General features: G+C 69.2%; 13 protein-coding genes. 5 read left to right on the top strand and 8 right to left on the bottom strand.

Annotated elements, in window-relative coordinates:
- Positions 1-138: 138 nt before the first annotated feature.
- Both gltB and AC1RSK_RS18535 read right to left on the bottom strand, forming a co-directional pair.
- The gene (gltB, locus tag AC1RSK_RS18540; RefSeq protein WP_492909090.1) at positions 139-4,677 is read right to left on the bottom strand and encodes a glutamate synthase large subunit; all 4,539 of its coding nucleotides are present in this window, start codon (positions 4,675-4,677) and stop codon (positions 139-141) included.
- A gap of 5 nt (positions 4,678-4,682) precedes the next feature.
- Complete coding sequence (locus AC1RSK_RS18535; protein WP_492909089.1) at positions 4,683-6,122, bottom strand: NAD(P)-dependent oxidoreductase; 1,440 nt, start codon at positions 6,120-6,122, stop codon at positions 4,683-4,685.
- A 259-nt stretch (positions 6,123-6,381) separates the two neighbouring features.
- Here AC1RSK_RS18535 and AC1RSK_RS18530 point away from each other — a divergent pair, with 259 nt between their 5' ends.
- Positions 6,382-7,185 (top strand): undecaprenyl-diphosphate phosphatase, encoded by an 804-nt coding sequence (locus tag AC1RSK_RS18530; RefSeq protein WP_492909088.1) that lies wholly within the window; start codon positions 6,382-6,384, stop codon positions 7,183-7,185.
- 110 nt (positions 7,186-7,295) lie between these two features.
- Here the strand turns inward: AC1RSK_RS18530 and argE are convergent, their stop codons facing one another.
- Positions 7,296-8,477 (bottom strand): acetylornithine deacetylase, encoded by a 1,182-nt coding sequence (argE, locus tag AC1RSK_RS18525; protein ID WP_492909087.1) that lies wholly within the window; start codon positions 8,475-8,477, stop codon positions 7,296-7,298.
- 108 nt (positions 8,478-8,585) lie between these two features.
- Here argE and purU point away from each other — a divergent pair, with 108 nt between their 5' ends.
- Complete coding sequence (gene purU / locus AC1RSK_RS18520; protein WP_492909155.1) at positions 8,586-9,428, top strand: formyltetrahydrofolate deformylase; 843 nt, start codon at positions 8,586-8,588, stop codon at positions 9,426-9,428.
- On the opposite strand, the gene AC1RSK_RS18515 is transcribed toward purU, so the two are convergent.
- The 4 genes from AC1RSK_RS18515 to AC1RSK_RS18500 all read right to left on the bottom strand — a co-directional run bounded on the left by AC1RSK_RS18515 (position 9,418) and on the right by AC1RSK_RS18500 (position 12,908).
- The gene (locus tag AC1RSK_RS18515; RefSeq protein ID WP_492909086.1) at positions 9,418-9,846 is read right to left on the bottom strand and encodes an FKBP-type peptidyl-prolyl cis-trans isomerase; all 429 of its coding nucleotides are present in this window, start codon (positions 9,844-9,846) and stop codon (positions 9,418-9,420) included. The genes purU and AC1RSK_RS18515 overlap by 11 nt on opposite strands.
- A 6-nt stretch (positions 9,847-9,852) precedes the next feature.
- On the bottom strand, positions 9,853-10,347 hold the full coding sequence (locus tag AC1RSK_RS18510) for an FKBP-type peptidyl-prolyl cis-trans isomerase (RefSeq protein WP_492909085.1): 495 nt from the start codon (positions 10,345-10,347) through the stop codon (positions 9,853-9,855).
- A gap of 186 nt (positions 10,348-10,533) precedes the next feature.
- Positions 10,534-11,736 carry a threonine ammonia-lyase gene (locus AC1RSK_RS18505; RefSeq protein WP_492909084.1) on the bottom strand — a complete coding sequence of 401 codons (1,203 nt, stop codon included), beginning with the start codon at positions 11,734-11,736 and terminating at the stop codon, positions 10,534-10,536.
- A gap of 92 nt (positions 11,737-11,828) precedes the next feature.
- The gene (locus tag AC1RSK_RS18500; RefSeq protein ID WP_492909083.1) at positions 11,829-12,908 is read right to left on the bottom strand and encodes a GNAT family N-acetyltransferase; all 1,080 of its coding nucleotides are present in this window, start codon (positions 12,906-12,908) and stop codon (positions 11,829-11,831) included.
- 212 nt (positions 12,909-13,120) lie between these two features.
- On the opposite strand from AC1RSK_RS18500, the gene AC1RSK_RS18495 reads away from it, so the two are divergent.
- Positions 13,121-15,631, top strand: a complete 2,511-nt coding sequence (locus AC1RSK_RS18495) for a beta strand repeat-containing protein (protein ID WP_492909082.1) — start codon at positions 13,121-13,123, stop codon at positions 15,629-15,631.
- Positions 15,632-15,759: 128 nt separating this feature from the next.
- Positions 15,760-18,240, top strand: a complete 2,481-nt coding sequence (locus AC1RSK_RS18490; RefSeq protein WP_492909081.1) for a hypothetical protein — start codon at positions 15,760-15,762, stop codon at positions 18,238-18,240.
- Between the two features lie 69 nt (positions 18,241-18,309).
- On the opposite strand, the gene AC1RSK_RS18485 is transcribed toward AC1RSK_RS18490, so the two are convergent.
- On the bottom strand, positions 18,310-19,275 hold the full coding sequence (locus AC1RSK_RS18485) for a hypothetical protein (protein ID WP_492909080.1): 966 nt from the start codon (positions 19,273-19,275) through the stop codon (positions 18,310-18,312).
- A 178-nt stretch (positions 19,276-19,453) separates the two neighbouring features.
- Between AC1RSK_RS18485 and AC1RSK_RS18480 the strand changes: the two genes are divergently transcribed.
- A complete protein-coding gene (locus tag AC1RSK_RS18480) occupies positions 19,454-21,883 on the top strand; it encodes a hypothetical protein (protein ID WP_492909079.1) in 2,430 nt (809 codons plus the stop codon).
- The last annotated feature ends 58 nt before the right edge of the window (positions 21,884-21,941 follow it).

Below are 21,941 nucleotides of genomic sequence, written 5' to 3'. Positions count from 1 at the left end.
CCATTCCCAAGGGTTAGCGGGCCGCCCGGCGGGGTGCGACCGGGAAGATGACAAATCGGTAATGGTGCGACAGGATGTCGCGGAACATCGCTCAACGAATTGAACGCGCTCAACGAACTCCCCTCTGCCGAACGGCGGTCAGGCGCGCTCGTGCACCGCTTCTTCCGCCTCCAGGGCATGGTCCAGCCGGCCGAGCATCTCCTTCGGGCAGACCTGCCAGAACAGGCCCCGGGTGCGTTCCCAATCGCGCAGCAGGCCCTCGGCGAAGGCCGAACCGGTCTCATGGGCGTGTTCGCGGACCAGCTTCTTCAGCACCTCTTCCCAATGGGCCGAGGCCAGCCGCTGGACGACGACGCTGTCGGGATTGACCGTGCCGAGGAAGCGGCCCGCCAGGTCGAGCACGAAGGCCATGCCCCCGGTCATGCCGGCCCCGAAGTTCTCGCCCACGGGCCCGAGGATCACCGCCGTGCCGCCAGTCATGTACTCGCAACCGTTGGAGCCGACGCCCTCGACCACCGCCGTGGCTCCCGAGTTGCGCACCGCGAACCGCTCGCCGGCCTGGCCGGCCGCGAACAGCTTGCCGCTGGTCGCGCCGTAGAGGACGGTGTTGCCGAGGATGACGTTGGTCTCCGGCGCCACCAGGTGGCGCGAAGGCTTGATGACGATGGTGGCGCCCGACAGGCCCTTGCCGACGTAGTCGTTGGCCTCGCCGGTCAGGACGATGCGCAGGCCGCGCACCGCGAAGGCCCCCAGGCTCTGGCCGGCCGAGCCCTTCAGCTCGACAGTCAGGTGGCCGGCGGGCAGGGCGCTCATGCCGAACTTGCGGACGATGTGGCTGGAGATGCGCGAGCCGATGGCCCGGGCGGTGTTCCGCACCGTGTAGGTCAGCTGCATCTTCTCGCCGCGCTGCAGCAGGGGGGCGGCGTCGCGGACGATCTGGGCGTCGAGGGTGTCGGGCACGGCGTTGCGGCCGTTGACCGTTGAATAGGGCGGGTTGGCGCCCGGATCGGCGCGGACCAGCAGGGGGTTGAGGTCGAGGTCGTCGAGGTGCTCGCCGCCCCGGCTGACCTGGGTCAGCAGGTCGGTGCGGCCGACCACCTCCAGCAGGGAGCGGAAGCCCAGGTCGCTGAGGATTTCGCGAACTTCCTCGGCGATGAAGGTGAAGAGGTTGATGACCTTTTCCGGCGTGCCGGTGAACTTGGCGCGCAGGGCCTCGTCCTGGGTGCAGACCCCGACCGGGCAGGTGTTGCTATGGCACTGGCGCACCATGATGCAGCCCATGGCCACCAGGGACGCCGTGCCGATGCCGAACTCCTCGGCCCCCAGCATGGCGGCCATGACGATGTCGCGCCCCGTTCGCAGGCCGCCGTCGGTGCGCAGGGTCACATGGTGGCGCAGGTTGTTGAGCGTCAGCACCTGGTTGGCTTCGGAAAGCCCCAGTTCCCAGGGCGAGCCGGCGTACTTGATCGAGGTCTGGGGCGAGGCCCCCGTGCCGCCGACATTGCCGGCGATCAGGATGACATCCGCTTTTGCTTTGGCCACCCCGGCCGCGATGGCGCCGATGCCGGTCATCGAGACCAGCTTCACCGTCACCCGGGCGTCGGGGTTGATCTGCTTGAGGTCATAGATGAGCTGGGCCAGGTCCTCGATCGAATAGATGTCGTGGTGCGGCGGCGGGCTGATCAGCATCACCCCCGGCGTCGCGTGGCGCAGCCGGGCGATCATCTCGGTGACCTTGAAGCCGGGCAGCTGGCCGCCCTCGCCGGGCTTGGCGCCCTGGGCGACCTTGATCTCGATCTCGCGGCATTCGTTCAGGTACTCGGCGGTGACCCCGAAGCGGCCCGAGGCGATCTGCTTGACGGCGCTGTTGGGGTTGTCGCCGTTGGGCAGCGGCCGGTAGCGGGCCCGGTCCTCGCCGCCCTCGCCCGACACCGACTTGGCCCCGATGCGGTTCATGGCGATGTTCAGCGCCCCGTGGGCCTCGGGGCCCAGCGCCCCCAGGCTCATGCCGGGGGTCAGGAAGCGCTTGCGGATCTCGTTGACGCTTTCGACCTCCTCCAGCTCGACGGGGGTGCGCCCCTTGCGGAAGTCGAGCAGGTGGCGCGGCTGGCTGGCCTTCTGGCGGTGCAGGCCGGCCGACCAGCGCTTGTAGGCCTCGTAGTCGCCGGAATCGCAGGCGGCCTGAAGCGTATGGATGAGGCGGGCCTCGAAGGCGTGCGCCTCACCCGAACGCCGGGCCTTGTAGAAGCCGCCAACCGGCAGGGCGATGGCCCCCGGCTCCCAGGCGCGGCGGTGGATGTCGACCGTCTTGGCCTCGATGCCGGCCAGGCCGATGCCGCTGATGCGCGACGGCATGCCTGGGAAGAACTCCGCCGCCAGCGAGCGCGACAGGCCCATGGCCTCGAAGTTGTAGCCGCCGCGGTAGCTGGAGATGACCGCGATGCCCATCTTGGAGATGATCTTCAGCAGGCCCTGCTCGATGGCCGTCTTGAAGTTGATGCAGACGTCGCGAAGGCTGAGCTCGCCGGTCAGGCCGCGTTCCAGCCGGTCCTGGAAGCTCTCCTGGGCCAGCCAGGCGTTGACCGCCGTCGCCCCCACCCCGACCAGCACGGCGAAGTAGTGGGTGTCCATGCACTCGGCCGAGCGGACGATGATCGAGACGTAGGACCGCAGCCCCTTGGCCACCAGGTGGGCATGCACCCCGGCCGTGGCCAGGATCATCGGCAGGCCGACGCGCGTGGGCCCGCTCTCGGTGTCGGTCAGGACGATGGTCGAGCAGCCGCGCAGGGCGGCGTCTTCGGCCTCGGCCTTGATGCGGTCGAGGTTGGCCCGCAGCGCATCGCCGGCCCGCGCCTCGGGGGCCGGCAGCGGCATGGTGCAGTCGATGACGCTGAGGTTCTTGCCGGCGATGTAGTCGAGGATGCGGACATACATCCCGGTGGTCAGCACCGGGCTTTCCAGCACATAGACGTCGGTCTGGGCCTCGTCCTGGGCCAGGATGTTGCCGAGGTTCTTGAACCGGGTCTTCAGGCTCATGACGCCGGTCTCCCGCAAGGGATCGATCGGCGGGTTGGTCACCTGGCTGAAGTTCTGGCGGAAGAAGTGGCTGAGCGGCCGGTACTTGTCGCTGAGCACGGCCAGCGGCGCGTCGTCGCCCATCGAGCCGACCGCCTCCTTGGCCTCCTCGACCATGGGGGCGAGGACCATCTCCAGGTCCTCAAGCGTGAAGCCGGCCGCCGTCTGCCGCCGGGTCAGCTCCTCGCGGCCGCATTTGCGCGGCTCGGGCCCGGGGCCGATCTCCTTTTCCAGATCGACCATGTTGCCCAGCCAGTCCTTGTAGGGATGGCGCATGGCCAGCTCGTCGACGATCTCCTCCTCGCCGAACATCCGGCCTTCGGAGAGGTCGACGGCGATCATCCGGCCGGGGTGGATGGTCAGCTTGCGGCTGATCCGCTCGTCCGGCACGCCGCACATGCCCGCTTCCGAGCCGACGATCAGCAGGCCGTCGTCGGTCAGCGCCGCCCGCAGCGGGCGCAGGCCGTTGCGGTCCTTACCGGCGACGACCCAGCGGCCATCGGTGGCGCACAGGGCGGCGGGGCCGTCCCAGGGCTCCATGACGGCGTTGCAGTAGGAATAGAGCGCCTTGTGCTCCGGCTTCATCTGCTCGTCGGACTTGGCGTTCCAGGCTTCCGGCACCAGCAGGGCCTTGGCCATCGGCGCGTCGCGGCCGGCCCGGACCAGCACCTCGAAGGTGTTGTCGAGCGCGGCGCTGTCCGATCCGCCCGGCTGCACCACCGGCTTGATGTCGTCGCCGAAGTCTCCGAAGGCCTGGGCGGCCATGCGGATCTCGTGACTCTTCATCCAGTTGATGTTGCCCTTGATGGTGTTGATCTCACCATTGTGGGCCAGCATGCGGAACGGCTGGGCGAGGCGCCACTGCGGGAAGGTGTTGGTCGAGTAGCGCTGGTGGAAGATGGCCACCGCCGCCTCGAACCGCTCGTCGCGCAGGTCGGGGTAGAAGGCGTCGATGCTCTCGGCCAGGAACATGCCCTTGTAGATCAGGGAGCGGGCCGACAGGCTGCAGAGGTAGAAGTCCTGGATGGCCGCCTGGGCGACGCGCTTTTCGATCCGCTTGCGGGCCAGGAACAGGGCCCGCTCCAGCGCCTCGCCCTCCAGGCCGGGGGGCGGCGACAGCATGATCTGCTCGATCTCGGGCCGGGTGGCGTTGGCCTTCTCGCCGATCACCGAGGTGTCGACCGGCACCTGGCGCCAGCCGTAGATGTAGAAGCCGAAGCGCAGGGCCTCGCTCTCGACGATGGTCCGGGCCGCCTCCTGGGCGCCGAGGTCGACGCGCGGCAGGAAGACCTGGCCGACGGCGATGGGGCCGGGGCGCAGGGCATGGCCGGTGCCGGCCACCTGCTCCTCGAAGAAGGCCTGCGGCACGGACAGCAGGATGCCGGCCCCGTCGCCGGTCTTGCCGTCGGCGTCGACGGCGCCCCGGTGCCAGACGGCTTTCAGGGCCTTGATGGCCAGGTCGACGATCTCGCGGCGCGGCTTGCCGTCGATGGCGCAGACCAGGCCGACGCCGCAGCTGTCGCGCTCCATCGACGGATCGTAGGCGTGGCCGTCGATGAGCAGCTGGCGGTTGCGATAGTAGAGGTCGAGGACGTCGGACATGGTCTCTACTCCGCGGCGACCAGCGCCGGCGTCGCCGACAGCTGCTTGTGGATCGATGCGGCGGCGTCGAAGCCGTCGCGGATGGCCCAGACGACGAGGCTGGCGCCGCGGGCGATGTCGCCGGCGGCATAGACGCCCGGCAAGTTGGTCGCCTTGGACCGGCGATGGATCTTCACCGTTCCGGCCCGGCTGACCTCCAGGTCCGGAGAGCCAAGGGTCGTCGGCAGGTCTTCCGGATCAAAGCCCAGGGCCTTGATCACCAGGTCGGCCTTGATCTCGAAATCGCCGTTCTCGATGGGCTCAGGCGACTGGCGGCCCGAGGCGTCGGCGGGGCCCAGCCGCATGCGGGCGGCGCGGACGCCCACCGCCTGGCCGGCGTCGCCAGTGACGGCGCGAGGGCCGGCCAACCATTCGAAGACCACGCCCTCTTCCTCGGCGTTGGCCACCTCGCGCAGGGAGCCCGGCATATTCTCGCGGTCGCGGCGGTAGAGGCAGGTGACGCTTTCGGCGCCCTGGCGGATGGCGGTGCGCACGCAGTCCATGGCGGTGTCGCCGCCGCCGACCACGACAACGCTCTTGCCCTGAGCATCGAGTTCGCCGCTGTCGAAGGCCGGCACGGCGTCGCCGTAGCCCTTGCGGTTGGAGGCGGTCAGATAGTCGAGGGCGGCGACCACGCCGGCCGAACCGGCGCCAGGCACCGGCAGGTCCTTGGCGGCATAGACGCCGGTGGCCAGCAGCACGGCGTCATGCATCCGGCGCAGGTCCTCGAGGGTGGCGTCCCTGCCGACCTCGAAGTTCAGCTTGAAGACGATGCCACCGTCGGCCAGGCGATCGGTGCGGCGCTGGACGACATCCTTCTCCAGCTTGAAGCCGGGGATGCCGTAGACCAGCAGGCCGCCGGGACGGTCGTAGCGGTCATAGACGGTGACCTGGTAGCCCTGCTCGCGCAGCCGCTCGGCCGCCGCCAGCCCGGCCGGGCCGGCCCCGACGATGCCGACCGACTGGCCGCGATCGGGGCCCGCCACCAGCGGCGGCACCCAGCCCTCTTCCCAGGCCTTGTCGGACAGATAGCGCTCGACCGCGCCGATGGTGACGGTGCCATGGCCCGACTGCTCGATCACGCAATTGCCCTCGCACAGCCGGTCCTGCGGGCAGATGCGGCCGCAGATCTCGGGCATGGCGTTGGTCGCCTGCGACAGCTCATAGGCTTCCTGCAGCCGGCCGGCGGCGGTCATCCGCAGCCAGTCGGGGATGTTGTTGTGCAGCGGGCAGTGGGTCTGACAGAAGGGCACGCCGCATTGCGAGCAGCGCGATGCCTGTTCACTGGCCTTGGCGTCGACGAAGTCGGCGTAGATTTCCTGGAAATCGCGGTCGCGCGCCGACGCCTCACGCTTTTCCGGCGTGCGGCGGTCGATCACGGTGAACTTCAGCATACGTTCGGCCATAGGGTCCCCACCCCGATCGGGGTCGAAAATTGCGTGAAACGGCTCATAGGGACTCGTTTGGGCAACAAGAATGCGACGGTCTATTTATTGGACTGAAAATCCGGTGATGCCGCGCGACGCGGCGCCGCACGCTGTCCAAATCGGCACAATTGGTCTTAAAATTAGACCATAAGCAGGAACCGAGGATTTTCGGCGCCGCCCCTTGCCTTCATCCACGCCAGCCGGGACAAGGCTTTTCCGCGTCATGAGGCCCGTCTGAATGCCCGACTGGTTGTCCGCCATCATTCTCGGCCTCGTCGAGGGCCTGACCGAGTTCATTCCGGTCTCTTCGACGGGCCATCTGCTGCTGACCAGCCGAGCCCTGGGCCTGGAGCCCGGCTTCTGGGACACCTTCGTGGTGATGATCCAGCTGGGCGCCATCCTGGCCGTCATCGCCCTCTATTTCCAACGGCTGTGGACGGTGCTCATCGGCCTCCCGACCAAACCGGAGGCCCGCCGCTTCGCCCTCAGCGTGCTGATCGCCTTCATCCCGGCCGTGGTCCTGGGCCTGCTGCTGCACGACTTCATCAAGGCGGTGCTGTTCAACCCCTGGATTGTCTGCTGGTCGCTGATCGTCGGCGGGGTGGTGCTGATCCTGCTCGACCGCTGGCGGCCGGCGCCCAAGGTCACCGACGCCATGGCCACGCCTTTCCGCACCGCTTTGGGCGTCGGCCTGCTGCAATGCCTGTCGATGATCCCGGGCGTCTCGCGGTCGGGCGCCACCATCGTCGGCGGCGTGCTGATGGGCATGGATCGCCGGGCGGCGGCCGAGTTCAGCTTCTTCCTGGCCATCCCGACCATGGTCGGCGCCTTCACCCTCGACTTCCTGGACGGCCGAGAAGCGATCTTCGCCCGGCCCGACGGGTTGATGCTGATCGCCATCGGCTTTGTGGTGTCGTTCGTCTCCGGGGCCGGGGTCATCAAATGGATGCTCGGCTTCATCGACAAACACGGCCTCAGCCCCTTCGGCTGGTGGCGCATCGTGGCGGGGGTCGTCGGGCTGGGCCTGCTGGCGCTGACCTGAGCACCGCATAATCCGGGGACACTATATAGATTTTCGACCTGGCGCCGGCCACTTGCGCAGCGAAAATCTATATAGTGTCCCCGGATTATGCTCCGCCGGCGGATGCGGTTTCACTCGTCCGCCGACAACGCCTCCACCAACCGCACCATGAACCCCGCCCCGCGCCGCATCTGCGCGACCTCGATCCATTCGTCCGGCTGGTGGGCCTGGTCGATCCAGCCCGGGCCGCACAGCACCACCGGGAAGCCGCCGCGCTGGAACTGGCCGGCCTCGGCCGCGTAGGACACCGCCCGCAGCGGTCCGTTGTCGCCGGCCAGCCGCCGGGCCAGGGCCTCGGCCGGACCGCCGGGCTCTAAGGCCAGCGGCGGGACGTTGCTGTAGAGCTGCCACTCGACGCCGCAGTCCTCCGACCGCGCCTTCAGCTCGGCGTCCATCGCCGCGCATTTTTCCCAGAAGTCGCTGAGCAGCACCGTCGGGTCCTGGTCCGGCGGGCTGCGCAGGTCGAAGCTGAAGCTGCATTTGCGCGCCAGGATGTTCACCGCCGTGCCGCCATGGATCAGGCCGATGGTCAGGGTCGCGTGCCTGGGCTCGAACGGCGAGGCCGGGTCCGCCTGCGCGATCAGCCGATCGGCCAGGGTCGTCAGCTCGCCCATCAGCTTCAGCGCCGCCATGTTGGCCGAGACACCCAGATGCGTCTGGCTGGAATGCGCCTCTTTGCCGGTCACCGTGACCTTGGCCGAGAGGATGCCCTTGTGGGCCCCGACCACCTCCATACCGGTCGGCTCGCCGACCACGGCCAGGGCCGGCGGCGGCTCCTCGGCGGCCAGCGCCTCGATCATCGCCGGGGCGCCGAGACAGCCGATCTCCTCGTCATAGGACAGGGCCAGCCAGGCCGGCCGCTTCAGGTCCGCCTTGGCCAGTTCCGGCGCCGCCGCCAGAGCCAGGGCAATGAACCCCTTCATGTCGGCGCTGCCCCGGCCGTAGAGCTTGCCGTCCTTCTCCGTCAGCACCCAGGGATCGGTCGACCAGGGCTGGCCGTCGACCGGCACCACGTCGGTATGGCCCGACAGGATCACCCCGCCGGCCGCCGCCGGCCCGATCCGCGCCATCAGGTTGGCCTTGCTGCCGTCGGCGTTGCTCACCCGCCGCGACGCGACGCCGATATCGGCCAGATAGCCCTCGACCCATTCGATCAGGGCCAGGTTGGAGTGGCGCGAGGTGGTGTCGAAACCGACCAGGGTGGCCAGGATGTCGAGGGCGCGGGCGTGCAGGACGTCGGGGGAAACGGTCATCGATCCCTACATAGGGCGCCTTTGCTCAAGGAAGAACGGGCCGCCTTTAGGGGAACTGGGTTGCGCCGCCTATGCCGGGCCGTTACGCGCCATGCCGACATGACCGCCCTGATCCTCACCCTCGCCTGTCCCGACCGCCGGGGCATCGTCGCCGCCGTCTCGACCTTCCTGGCGGGCCGCGACTGCAACATCCTCGACGCCCAGCAGTACGACGACGCCGAGACCGGCGCCTTCTTCATGCGGGTGGTGTTCGACCCCGACGGCGCCTCGGCCGACGATCTGCGCGACACCTTCACCGCCATCGGCGCCGAGTTTTCCATGCGCTGGACCCTGCGCGACCCGGCCCAGCGCTACCGGGTGATGATCCTGGCCTCGAAGACCGACCACTGCCTGGCCGACCTCCTCTACCGCTGGCGCATCGAGGAGCTGCCGATGGACATCTCGGCGGTGGTCTCCAACCACTCGGCGCAGACCTTCCCGCACGTCGACCTGAAGGGCCTGCCCTTCCACCACCTGCCGGTCACCAAGGACACCAAGCTGGAGCAGGAGAGCCAGCTCTGGGCCCTGATCCGCGAGACCCGGACCGACATCGTCGTCCTCGCCCGCTACATGCAGATCCTGTCGGATGGCCTGGCCGCCAAGCTGGAGGGCCGCTGCATCAACATCCACCACAGCTTCCTGCCGGGCTTCAAAGGGGCCAAGCCCTATCACCAGGCCCATGCGCGCGGGGTGAAGGTGATCGGGGCCTCGGCCCACTACGTCACCGGCGACCTCGACGAGGGCCCGATCATCGAGCAGGACGTCGAACGCATCAGCCACCGCGACACCCCCGAGGACCTGGTCCGCAAGGGCCGCGACATCGAGCGCCGGGTCCTGGCCAGGGCCCTGCGCTGGCGCCTGGAGGACCGGGTGCTGCTGAACGGCCGCAAGACGGTGGTGTTTACGGACTAGGCGTCACGCCCAGCAGACGGATGCGAAACGCCAGGGTGGTGTTCGGCGGGATGACGCCGCCCGCGCCGGCCGGGCCGTAGGCCGTGTCCGACGGGCAGAAGATCATCCACTCGTCGCCGACCCGCATCTTCGGCAACACCTCGACCCAGCAGGGGATCAGGCCCCGCAGCGGGAAGGTGACCGGCTTGCCGTCCGGGAAACTGCTGTCGAACACGCCGCCGGAGAGGAAGCGTCCCTCGTAGTGGACGGTGACCTTGTCCTGCGGACGCGGCCTGACCGCCCCCTTGGGGCCCGCCTCGATGACCCGATACTGGATGCCGCCGGGCAGCACCCGCACGCCCGGGCGGCCGGCGTTGCGTTCCAGAAAGCCGTCCGCCGGGGCGGCGGCCAGAAGGGCGGCGGCGACGAGACCGATCATGGCCGCTCAGCCCATCACCGAGTTGCCGCGCGACGGCAGTACGCCGAGCAGCCTGATGCGGAAGACCAGCACGGCGTTGGGCGGGATGTTGCCCGAGCCTTCCTTGCCGTAGCCCTCTTCGGCCGGCACGTAGATGATCCATTCGTCGCCCGGCCGCATCTTGGGGATCACCTCCATCCAGGCCGGGATGAGGTTCTGCAGCGGCATGATGGCCGGCGCCCCGCGCTCGAAGCTGGAATCGAAGACGTTGCCGTTGAGCAGCTTGCCCTCGTAATGGACCTTCAGCTCGTCGCCCTTCTTCGGCTTCAGGCCGCTGACCGGGCCCGAGCTGACGACGATGTACTGGATGCCGTCCTCCAGCACCTGCACGCCCGGCTTGGTGGCGTTCTCCTTGAGGAAGGTCTCGCCCTCCTCGGCGTTCTTGCGGGCCAGCCGCTCGTTGTCGCAGCCGGCCAGGGACAGGGCGGCGACAGCGGCGAGGATGACGGGGATCAGGCGCATGGGCGGTCTCACTGTGGTCAGCGGCGAGTAGCGGGTTTCATAAACTCTGTCATCCTCCGGGCCCGCGAAGCGGGAACCGGGGGACCCAACTGTCCGCGTTATGACTCTCGGGAGTCTTTCAAGAGCCGCCTTGGGTCCCCCGGTCCGTGCTGCGCACGGCCGGAGGATGACAGCGATTGTGGGCCCCTAGACCACCCGCGGCGGATACCCACACTCGCGCAGGGCGTCCATGATCTCCTGGGTGTGCTGGGCGTCGCGGGTCTCGATCATGACGTCGAACTCGGCGCCCTTGGCCGGCACGTCGAGGGCCAGGCGGTTGTGGGCCACCTCGATGATGTTGCCGCCCATCTCGCCGATCACGCGGGACACGGTGGCCAGCAGCCCCGGCCGGTCGTCGCCGACGATGCGCAGGGAGATGATCCGCTGGGCCCGCACCAGCTCGCGGGTCAGCACCGACGCCAGGAGCCGGGTGTCGATGTTGCCGCCGGTGATGATCAGGCCGCACTTCTTGCCCCGGAACCGCTCCGGATAGGCCAGCAGCGCCGCCAGCGACGCCGCTCCGGCCCCCTCGACCACCGTCTTCTCGACATTGCAGTAGAGGGCCACGGCCCGTTCCATGAACGGCTCTTCCAGCAAGAGCACGTCCTCGACCATCGGCCGGGTCACCGAATAGGTCAGCTCGCCGACCTGCTTGACGGCGATGCCCTCGGCGATGGTCTGGCCGCCGGCCTGGCCGTTCATGCCGCGCATCTTGGCGGTGAAGCTGGGATACATGGCCGGCTCGCAGCCAATGATGCGGATGTCCGGGTTCAGCGCCTTGGCCGCCACCCCGACGCCGCTGATCAGCCCGCCGCCGCCGATCGGCACGGGCAGGACCTCCAGGTCCGGCACGTCCTCCAGCATCTCCAGGGCGATGGTCCCCTGGCCGGCCATGACCTCGAAATCGTCGAAGGGATGCACGAAGGTCAGGCCGCGCTCGGCCTTCAGCAGCATGGCGTGGGCATAGGCGTCGTCGTAGGTCTCGCCCTCGATGACCACATTGGCCCCGTGGGCGCGGGTATGCTCGACCTTCACGAAGGGCGTGCCCTTGGGCATGACGATGGTCGAGGGCACGCCGAGGCGCGTGGCGTGATAGGCCAGCCCCTGGGCATGGTTGCCGGCGCTGGCGGCGATGACACCCTTGGCCTTGTCGGCCTCGCTCATCAGCAGCAGCTTGTTGAGCGCCCCGCGCTCCTTGTAGGCGGCGGTGAACTGCAGGTTCTCGAACTTTACCCACACCTGCGCCCCGGTAATCTCCGACAGGGTCTTCGAATAGCGGCAGGGCGTGCGCTCGATATGGCCGGCCAGCCGGGCGGCCGCGGCGCGGATGTCGTCGATGTGGAGGGTCATTTACAGGGCTTCGTGCGGGAGCGTGACAGCCGGAAGTGGATACCGGTTCCGGCGGCTGTCACGCGACCAAGTGAAAGATTAAGCCGGAGGCTTCACCGCAAACCGCGGATCAGGTCAAGCCGCCGCATGGCCTTGCCCGGCAGTTCCGACACCGGCCCGAGCGGCAGGGCCTCGGCCGCGCTGCGCAGGGCGTAGGCCGCCTGGCGCACCAGGGCGACCGGCGAGGCGGCCCCGACGAAGCCGTGGCTGACCGGGGTGATGACGTTCGAGAACTCCCGCTTGAAGCGGTAGTCGCCGGCCCCCAGGTCCAGCCGCCGGTAGGGCGTGCCATCCATCCAGCGCAGAATGTCCTGGAACAGGATCATGCCGGGGCTCCAGCGCTCGAAGGCCGGATCGTGGCCGATCAGCCAGCTGTTGATCGTCCCGTGGGCCCGCAGGTTGAACTGCGCCGCCGCCAGTTTGTCGCCGACATGCAGGGTGAAGAGGATGCCGCCGTATTCCGGATCGCGGCTCTGGAAAAGGTCGCGCACCAGGCGGCTGGTCCAGCCGGTTCCCAGCACGTCGGTCTGGCCGGTCGCCTTCCACTGCTGGCTCTTCCAGGCCATCAGCTGGTCGAAGTCGGCCTTCGACCGCGAGAAGGCGGTGAACACCGGGGCCCCGGCCTCACGCTCCAGCTTGCGGCGTTTCTTGTCGCAGTCCTTGAGGATGCCGACCCCGGCCTCGCGGCGGGCCTGGGCATAGGGCTCATAGCCATCCGGCATGTCGATGGCGAAGCTCGGCTGCGTGCCCTTGAAGGTCCCGGCGAAATCGGCCTGGCAGCCCAGCATATGGGAGAAGTCCAGCCGCCCGACCCCGAAGGCCTCGACCAGCCGGACCGGATCGAAGCGCACGCCCGGCGCCGTGACCATGCCCTGGTAGTCGCACATCGGCGCCCCGACCGGCATGGCGGTCATGGCCCCGACCTTGGCGGCCATGAAGCCGGCGGCCTCGCCGGCCTCGCTCAGCACGGCGACCTTGACGTTGGCCTTGTCGCCCTGGGCCCGCGCCACGCCCTGCGCCCACCAGGGCGACAGGAAGGGGCTGTGCCAGTGGGGCTGCGCCGCCTGCAGCGACGCCCAACGCTCCACCTGGGCGGCGGTCAGCTCCTCGGGACGGACGACGTCGATCTGCACGGAACGGGGTCTCGGATGACTGCTTGAGGCTGCAAGCTTAGGCGCCAACCGTTTCGCCTTGGTTTAGAGCCCGGCAGGAGAATCCGGCTCTCGGCCTCGCCCAGGCGGGGAAAATCGTTCAAATTTATTCCACTGCCGGAGCCGGCGTATCCGTGTTCTGAGGGGGCTCAAATCGGGGGGCCGAGGGGGCTGCGTCCGACAGGAGTGTCCCCATGGTCTTCGCCGCCTCGATCAATCTCAGCACCCTCGACGGGATCACCGGCTTCAAGATCAGCGGCGAGGCGGCGGGCGACTACAGCGGCCGGTCGGTGGCTTCGGCGGGCGACGTCAACGGCGACGGCATCGACGACCTGATCATCGGCGCCGCGCTCGCCGACCCGAACGGCATCTATTCTGGGGCGAGCTATGTGGTGTTCGGCAGCGCCGCCGGCTTTGCGGCCAACATCGACCTGAGCGCCCTGGACGGAACCAACGGTTTCCAGATCAGCGGCGCGGCGGCGGGCGACCAGAGCGGCTTGTCGGTGGCCTCGGCGGGGGACATCAACGGCGATGGCATCGACGACCTGATCATCGGGGCCCCGTCCGCCGATCCGAACGCAGAGTCCGACGCCGGCGCCAGCTATGTGGTGTTCGGCAGCGCCGCCGGGTTCGCGGCCAACCTGGACCTGGGCGCCCTGGACGGAACCAACGGCTTCCGGATCAACGGCGCGACGGCAGGCGACCTCAGCGGCTGGTCGATGGCCTCGGCGGGAGACGTCAACGGAGACGGGACCGACGACCTGATCATCGGGGCCTGGTTCGCCGACCCGAACGCGCTGGATACCGCCGGAGCCAGCTATGTCGTGTTCGGCAACGCTGCAGGCTTCACGAGCGAGCTCAACCTCAGCGCTCTGGACGGGACCACAGGCTTCAGGATCAGCGGCGTGGCGGCGTACGACTGCAGTGGCGTCTGGGTGGGCTCGGCGGGGGACATCAACGGCGACGGCATCGACGATCTGATCGTCGGGGCCTTCGGGGCTGACCCGAACGCGATGTACAACGCCGGCGCCAGCTATGTGGTGTTCGGCCGGGACACCGTGGGGGCCTTCACGGCCAATCTCAACCTCAGCGCCCTGAACGGGACCAATGGCTTCCGGATCGAGGGCGTGGCGGGAGACGACCTCAGCGGCTACGCGGTGGCCTCGGCGGGAGACGTCAACGGCGATGGCTTGGGCGACGTGATCATCGGGGCCAGGAGCGCCGGGGTGGGCAACACCGGCGCCAGCTATGTGGTGTTCGGCAGCGCCGCCGGCTTCGCGGCCAGCCTGGACCTCGGCGCCCTGGACGGAACCAACGGCTTCCGGATCAGCGGCGCGGCGGCGAGCGACCAGAGCGGCTTCTCGGTGGCCTCGGCGGGAGACGTCAACGGCGACGGGATCGACGACCTGATCATCGGAGCCACGGAGGCCGACCCGAACGGCGCCGGCTCCGGCGCCAGCTATGTGGTGTTCGGCGACGCCGCCGGCTTCGCGGCCAACCTGGACCTGGGCGCCCTGGACGGAACCAACGGCTTCCGGGTCAACGGCGTGGCATTGGGTGACTCCAGCGGTTGGTCGGTGGCTTCGGCGGGGGACGTCAATGGCGACGGTGTTAACGACCTGATCATCGGGGCCGGCAGCGCCGACGCCGGCGGGCTTATCAACTCCGGCGCCAGCTATGTGGTCTACGGCCGCGTCGACTTCACCGGCACGGCGGCGAACGAGGCCCGGGCCGGCGGGGCCTCGCATGACAGCCTGGTCGGGCTGGACGGCAACGACGTGCTCAGCGGCATGGCCGGCGACGACGTCCTGGACGGCGGCGCCATGGGCGACATCCTGAACGGCGGGGCCGGAGCCGACGATCTGCTGGGCGGGGACGGCGGCGACGTGCTGAACGGCGACGATGGCGATGACGCCCTGGACGGCGGTACGGGCCACGACAAGCTGAACGGCGGGGCCGGCATCGACACCCTGGTCGGCGGCCTTGGTAACGACCGCATGAGCGGCGGCGACGACAACGACAGCCTGACCGGCGGCGACGGCGCCGACACCCTCGACGGCGGCGATGGCCAGGACACCCTCACCGGCGGCCTGGGCAACGACATCTACATCCTCGGCTGGAGCGACTACGACGATGTCGTCGAGGCTGCCGACGGCGGCTACGACATCGTCCGCGCCGACCGCGAACTGACCATGCAGGACAACATCGAGGGCGCCGAACTCACCGGCAGCGGCCACAACAGCGTCTATGGCAACGCCCTGGCCAACAACATCCAGGGCAACAGCGGCGAGAACCTGCTGCAGGGCCAGGCCGGCGTCGACACCATCAACGGCAACGACGGCGACGATGTCATCGCCGGCGGCCTGGGCAACGACCTGCTGCGGGGCGGCCTCGGCCAGGACGACTTCTACATCTTCCAGGAAAGCATCGCCCGCCCGACGCTCGAGACCGACCAGATCTACGACTTTTCCACCGCCGAGGGCGACCTCATCAACCTGTCCTTCATCGACGCCATCGCCGGCGGCGCGGATGACGCCTTCACCTACGTCGGCGCGACCTTCACCAGGAACGCCGGCGAAATGACCCTCAGCTTCGCGTCCGGGATCACCACCCTGCGGCTCGATGTGAACGGCGACGGCAAGGCCGACTACCAGTTGAAGATCAACGGCGACGTCACCGGCGACAGCGCCGGCTGGGCGCTCTAGCGGCCCGGGGCCCCACTCATTTTGAGCGCCCTGGTCGTCGACAGGGTTAACAAAACGTTGTTCGGTCGGCCCCGCGGGCGCCAGCGAGGCTGCATCGACCGCCCCGCGCGCCCGCGGGGAGCCTCGCCATGCCCGGATTGCCGACCACTGTAAATCTCGCCGCCTTCCCCGCCGGTCTCGGCACGATCGCCACCGGCACATACAGCTTCGAGTTCACCGGCGGGTCGCTGACCGCGGCCGGCGACCTCAATGGCGACGGCTTCGGGGACTTCATCATCGGGGCCCGGGCCTTCGACGGGGCCTATGGCGGCAACACCGGCGGCGTCTTTGTCGTGTTCGGCAACGCCCAGGGCCTGCCGGCCAACATCGCGCTTGGCAGTCTCGACGGAACCAACGGCTTCCGCATCGAGGGTGATTCCGCGGGCGTCCTGGTCGGCTACGACGTGGCGGCCGGCGATGATGTCAACGGCGACGGCATCGACGATCTGATCATCGGCGCGCCAGGGCTGGCCAACACCGGCGCGTACGCCGGCGGCGTCTATGTCGTCTACGGCAAGACCAGCGCCTTCAACGCGGTGATCAACGTCGGCGCGATGACGGCGGCCGAGGGTGTCGGCATCGATGCCCAGGCGGCGGGCGACCGGCTGGGCCGCCATGTCGCCGCCGGCGGCGACGTCAACGGCGACGGCTTCGGCGACTTCTTGGTCGGCAGCCTGTTCAGCAACGCCTACTCGGCCCAGGCCGGCAGCGCCTGGGTGGTGTTCGGTGTCGACGGCGGCCTGCCCGGCGGCATCGACCTGGCCAACCTCGACGGCAGCGACGGCTTCCGCATCGACGGCTCCAACGCCGGCGACCGGCTGGGCAGTTCGGTCGCCATCGGCGACGTCAACGACGACGGCCTGGCCGACGTCATCGTCGGGGCCAGCAGCCAGTCGGGCGCCTTCTCCTACGGCGGGGCGGCCTACGTCGTCTATGGCTCGGAAGACCCGTTCTCGGCCGTCCTCAACGTCGGATTCCTCAACGGGACCATCGGCTACCGCATCGACGCCGACACCGCCAATGACCGGGTCGGCTATTCGGTGGCCTATGCCGGAGACGTCGACGGCGACGGTTTCGGCGACATCGTCATCGGGGCCAAGGGGGCCGAGTTCGCCGGCTTCTACACCGGGGCGGCCTATGTGGTGTTCGGCGCCGCCAGCGTCGCCGGCGGGGTCTTCGACCTGGGCGATCTCGACGGCGACAACGGCTTCCGCATCGACGGCGCGGCGGCCTACGACGCGGTCGGCCTGGAGGTCGGCGGCGGCGGCGATCTCAACGGCGACGGCTTCGACGACGTCGTGCTGGGCAGCTTCCGGGCCAGACCGGGCGGGGCCAACTACGCCGGCACGGCCTGGGTGGTGTTCGGGGGCACGGGCTTCGCCGCCACCATGGGCGTCGAGGACCTGACCGCAGGTGTCGGCATGACCCTGACCGGCGGGGCCGGCGAGGCGGCCGGCGCGGCGGTGACGCTTGGGGACCTCAATGGCGACGGCGTCGCCGATCTGCTGGTCGGCGCCACCGGCTACAACGGCAACACCGGCCGGGCCTATGTCGTCTACGGCCGGGTCACCGCGACCGCGGCGCCCGGCGGCGGCACGCTGACCGGCGGCGGCTTCGACGACGACCTGACCGGGGCCGGCGGCAAGGACATCCTCAATGGCGGGGCCGGCGACGACTCCCTCGACGGCGGCGACGCCAACGACACCCTGCTGGGCGGGGCCGGGGCCGACGACGTCTTCGGCGGCAACGGCAACGACACCCTCGACGGCGGGGCCGACGACGACGAGATGGCCGGCGGCGCGGGGGCCGACAAACTGTTCGGCGGCGACGGGACCGACACCCTGATCGGCGGCGTCGGCCTCGACCGCTTCGATGGCGGCGGCGGCGACGACACGGCCAACGGCGGGGCCGACAACGACTACCTCGACGGCGGGGCGGGCGCCGACGACATGACCGGCGGCACGGGCAACGACGTCTACATCGTCGACAACACCGGCGACGCCGTCCACGAAAACCCGCTTGAGGGCTTCGACATCGTTCGGTCCTTCATCTCCATCACCACCCTGGCCGACAACGTCGAAGGCCTGGAGCTGCAGGGGAGCGGCGACCTGGATGGCAACGGCAACGCCGGGGCCAACAACATCCAGGGCAACAGCGGCTCCAACACCCTGTTCGGCGCCGCCGGGGTCGACACCATCAACGGCAATGACGGCGACGATTTCATCCAGGGCGGCCGCGGCAACGACCTGCTGCGCGGCGGCCTCGGCGAAGACGCCTTCGTGGTCTTCCAGGAAAGCGTCGGCAATGCCGTGCTGGAAACCGATCAGGTCTACGACTTCTCGACGGCCGAGGGCGACTACATCGTCCTGTCGCCGATCGACTCCGGCGCCGTCGGCGGCGCCTTCACCTATGTCGGGACCAGCTTCACCAAGCATGCCGGCGAGATGACCCTGACCTTCGCGGGCGGGATCACCACCCTGCGGCTCGACATCAACGGCGACGGCAAGGCCGACTACCAGATGAAGATCAATGGCGACGTCACCGGCGAAAGCGGCGATTGGGTGCTGTAGCGGACCGGGCCACCTGGCGCTGATGTCGGCGCGCGCGGATAGCGCGCGGGCCGGGGGCTCATGTCGACCTCAGTTCGGGGCGCCGGGACGTGCATCGGCCCAGACCAGAGCCTGGTCACCGGCCCAAGCCATCATGGTCCAGTACATGCGCACCATCGCCGAGACGTGGTGGAGCAGCTCGGGGGAAAAATGCGTCAGGCCCTCGGCGTCCTGGCGCAGGAAGCGGGCCCTGACGCCCGTGCGGATGACGCTCTTGACCTGTCCGCGCGAGGCGGTGCTGATCCGCGACAGATCGGAGATGTTCAGCCGCACCGGCCCGGGCGGAGGGAACCGTCCGTCGGCGCCGGCCGCCAGGATGATCTGGCCAAGGATGGTCATGCCCGACTTGTGATGGGTGAAGGCGCTGAGCGTGGGGGCGCCCGGCTCAAGGCTCTGTTGGCTGCCCAGCAGGATCCGGCCGTTGGCGACCATGAAGCCGTCGAAGACGCCCGGCTCATCCCAACGGGCCAACACCCGGGCGACGCCCGGCATGACCGGCAGGCAGGTGGTCAGCTCGCGGCGAAACCGCTCCTGGAACATCCGCCGCAAGGCCGGCGTGGGGCGATAGCGCTTGATCCCCGCGCCGTCGGACGTCACCGGTTCGATCAACCGCACCAACCGCAGATAGACCAGGATCGCCCCGATCCGCCCGACGCTGGCCACCCCCCAGTCGGCCATGATCCCCTCAAGGCTGGCGCGGGTCATGCCGTCCGGCTGGGCGTCGAGTTGCAGCGCCCAGCTGCCGGCCATGAACAGCGCCAGGTCCCGCAGCAGCCGCCCCATCGCCTGGTGCTCGGCCCCGGGCGGCACCCAGTTGCCGAGGGTCCGCCGGGCGGTGTCGGCGAAAGCGGGATGGTCCGCCAGCCAGTCGAGGTCGTCCTGCTTGATGACCTCCAGGACCAGGAAGCGCAGGTCGTGGACGTCGGCCGCCGGCAACGGCGGCGAGGGAAAGTCACGCGGTGGATAGGCCGCCCGGGCCGCTGCGAGATCCGTCAACGCCGCCCGGCCCCCGCCCATACCGACTGTTCCATCGGGATAGCAACTACCCGAAATCAGCCAAGGCGCCAAAAATTTACACTGCCGGGCGGCGGCCGGCCGTGGTCTGCCTCGCGCGGGGGTCCCTGTCGGGGCTGAATAACCGGGCCGGCCGGCGTCCCCTTCGCGAGGCGAGCCAATGCCCACCCAGGTCGTTCAACTGTCGGCGCTCAATGGCGCCAACGGCTTCGAGATCGCCGGTCGCTCCTGGCAGTCTGACTTCGGCCGCTCGGTCGCCTCGGCCGGGGACGTCAACGGCGACGGACTGGACGACCTCGTCATCGGCTCGCCCCGGGCAGGCGTGACCTATGTGATTTTCGGCCGAGCCACGCCGTTCCCCGCGCAGTTCGGTCTGGGGACGATCGACGGCCAGACCGGCTTTCGTATTCGTCGCGAGGACGGGGACGCGAGCGGCTTCTCGGTCTCGGCGGCGGGCGATCTGAACGGCGATGGCGTCGGCGACCTGATCATCGGCGACCATCACAACACCAACGGCGGGTTCTGGTCAGGAGCGGCCTACGTGGTTTTCGGAAACAGCGATGGGTTTCCGGCCGATCTGCAGCTCTCGGCGCTCGATGGGACCAACGGCTTCAAGGCCTCGCCTGGAACCGATCGCGGCTACGCGGGAACGTCGGTGTCCTCGGCTGGGGACGTCAACGGAGACGGACTCGACGACGTGGTCATCGGGGCGCCCGGCTCCACCGCCAATAATCACCGCGACGGCGCCACCTTCGTCGTGTTCGGCAGGACGACGCCCTTTGACCCCTACATGAACCTGCTGGCGCTCGACGGAACCACGGGCTTCCGGCTCGAAGGCGCGCCGCAAGACCTGTACACCGGCATCGACGTTGCCTCCGCCGGCGACATCAACGGCGACGGGATCGGCGACCTGATCATTGGATCCAAGTCGCAACAGGTGGGCGGCGTCTCGAGCTATGTTGTGTTCGGCAAGACCACCGGCTTCGCGCCGGTAATCAGCCTCGGCGCCGTGGACGGGACCAACGGCTTTCGGATGGTGGGCGGCCCCGGCTATGGAGCCACCGGCGCGGCGGTGTCGTCGGCCGGCGACGTCAACGGCGACGGCTTCGACGACCTGATGGTCGGCAACATGTTCGCCTGGGACTCCGGATACGCGAACGGGACCGCCCATGTGGTGTTCGGCAAGGCGGGAGGCTTCGACGCTACCATCGATCTCAGCCAGCTCGACGGGACCGACGGCTTCAAGCTGCGGTCGTTCGTCTTCGGGCAACTTGGGACCTCGGTTTCCTCGGCCGGGGATCTGAACGGCGACGGGATCGACGACCTGCTGGTCGGGGCGGCCAGGACCAACAGCGACAGCGGCGTCACCTATGTCGTCTTCGGCCGGACGACCTTCGCGGCCGCCATCGACGTCGGCAATCTCGCGCCCGGCGAGGGCTTCGCGATCGCGGGCGAGGCGCTCTACGGCGCCAGCGGCGTGTCGGTGTCCGCCGCCGGCGACCTCAACCAAGACGGGCTGGGCGACCTGATCGTCGGTGCGCCGTCGGCCAACAACAACTTCGGCGGCGCCTACGTCATCTACGGCCGGTTCAGCCTCACCGCGCCCGCCGGCGGTGGGACGCTGGTGGGTCGGGCGTCGTCGGACACCCTGACGGGCAGCGCCAGCCGGGACGTGCTGAGCGGGATGGGCGGCGACGACGAGCTGATCGGCGGCGGCGGGGCGGACACCCTGAATGGCGGCGACGGGGCCGATGACCTGATCGGCGGGGCCGATGGGGACGTGCTGAATGGCGATGGGGGGGACGACCAGCTGAGCGGCGGCGATGGGGCCGACAGGCTCAACGGCGGCGCCGGCGCCGACGCCCTGGACGGGGGACTGGGCAATGACCGGTTCGAGGGCGGCGAGGGCGCCGACAGCCTCATCGGCGGCGAGGGCAACGACTATCTCGACGGCGGCGCGGGCCCCGATGCGATGGCCGGCGGGCTGGGCAACGACGTCTATCTGGTCGACAACGCCCTCGACACGACGGTCGAGGCGGCGGGCCAGGGCTACGACATCGTCCGCACGGCGCTGCCCGGCTGGGTGCTTGGCGCCAACCTCGAAGGGCTGGAGCTGCAGGGCTCGGCCGCCATCGGCGGAACCGGCAACGCCGAGGCCAACAACATCCAGGGCAACAGCGGCGCCAACACCCTGTCGGGCTTGGCCGGCAACGACACGATCAACGGCAATGACGGCGACGACATCATCATCGGCGGCCTCGGCGGCGACCAGCTGCGGGGCGGCGTCGGCATGGACACCTTCATCGTCGCGCACGCCTTCGCGGCGGCCCTCGAGACCGACTTCATTCACGACTTCAGCGCCGCCGAGGACGACCGCATCGACCTCTCCGGCATCGACGCCATCGCCGGCGGAGCGGACGACGCCTTCACCCTGGTCGCCGCCTTCAGCAAGGCCGCCGGTCAGGTGACCCTGACCTTCGCCGGCGGCATCACCACGCTCAGGCTCGACGTGGGCGGCGACGGCAAGGCCGACTACCAGCTGAAGATCAACGGCGATGTCACCGGCGAGAGCGGCGGCTGGCTGCTGTAGCGCGGCCGGGATTGGCGGCGAAGCCCGTCATGACCTCGCAACCGGCCGCGAGACACCA

Source organism: Caulobacter sp. GW821-FHT11A05 (assembly GCF_058809015.1).
This window is presented reverse-complemented; position numbering and strand designations above follow the sequence as displayed.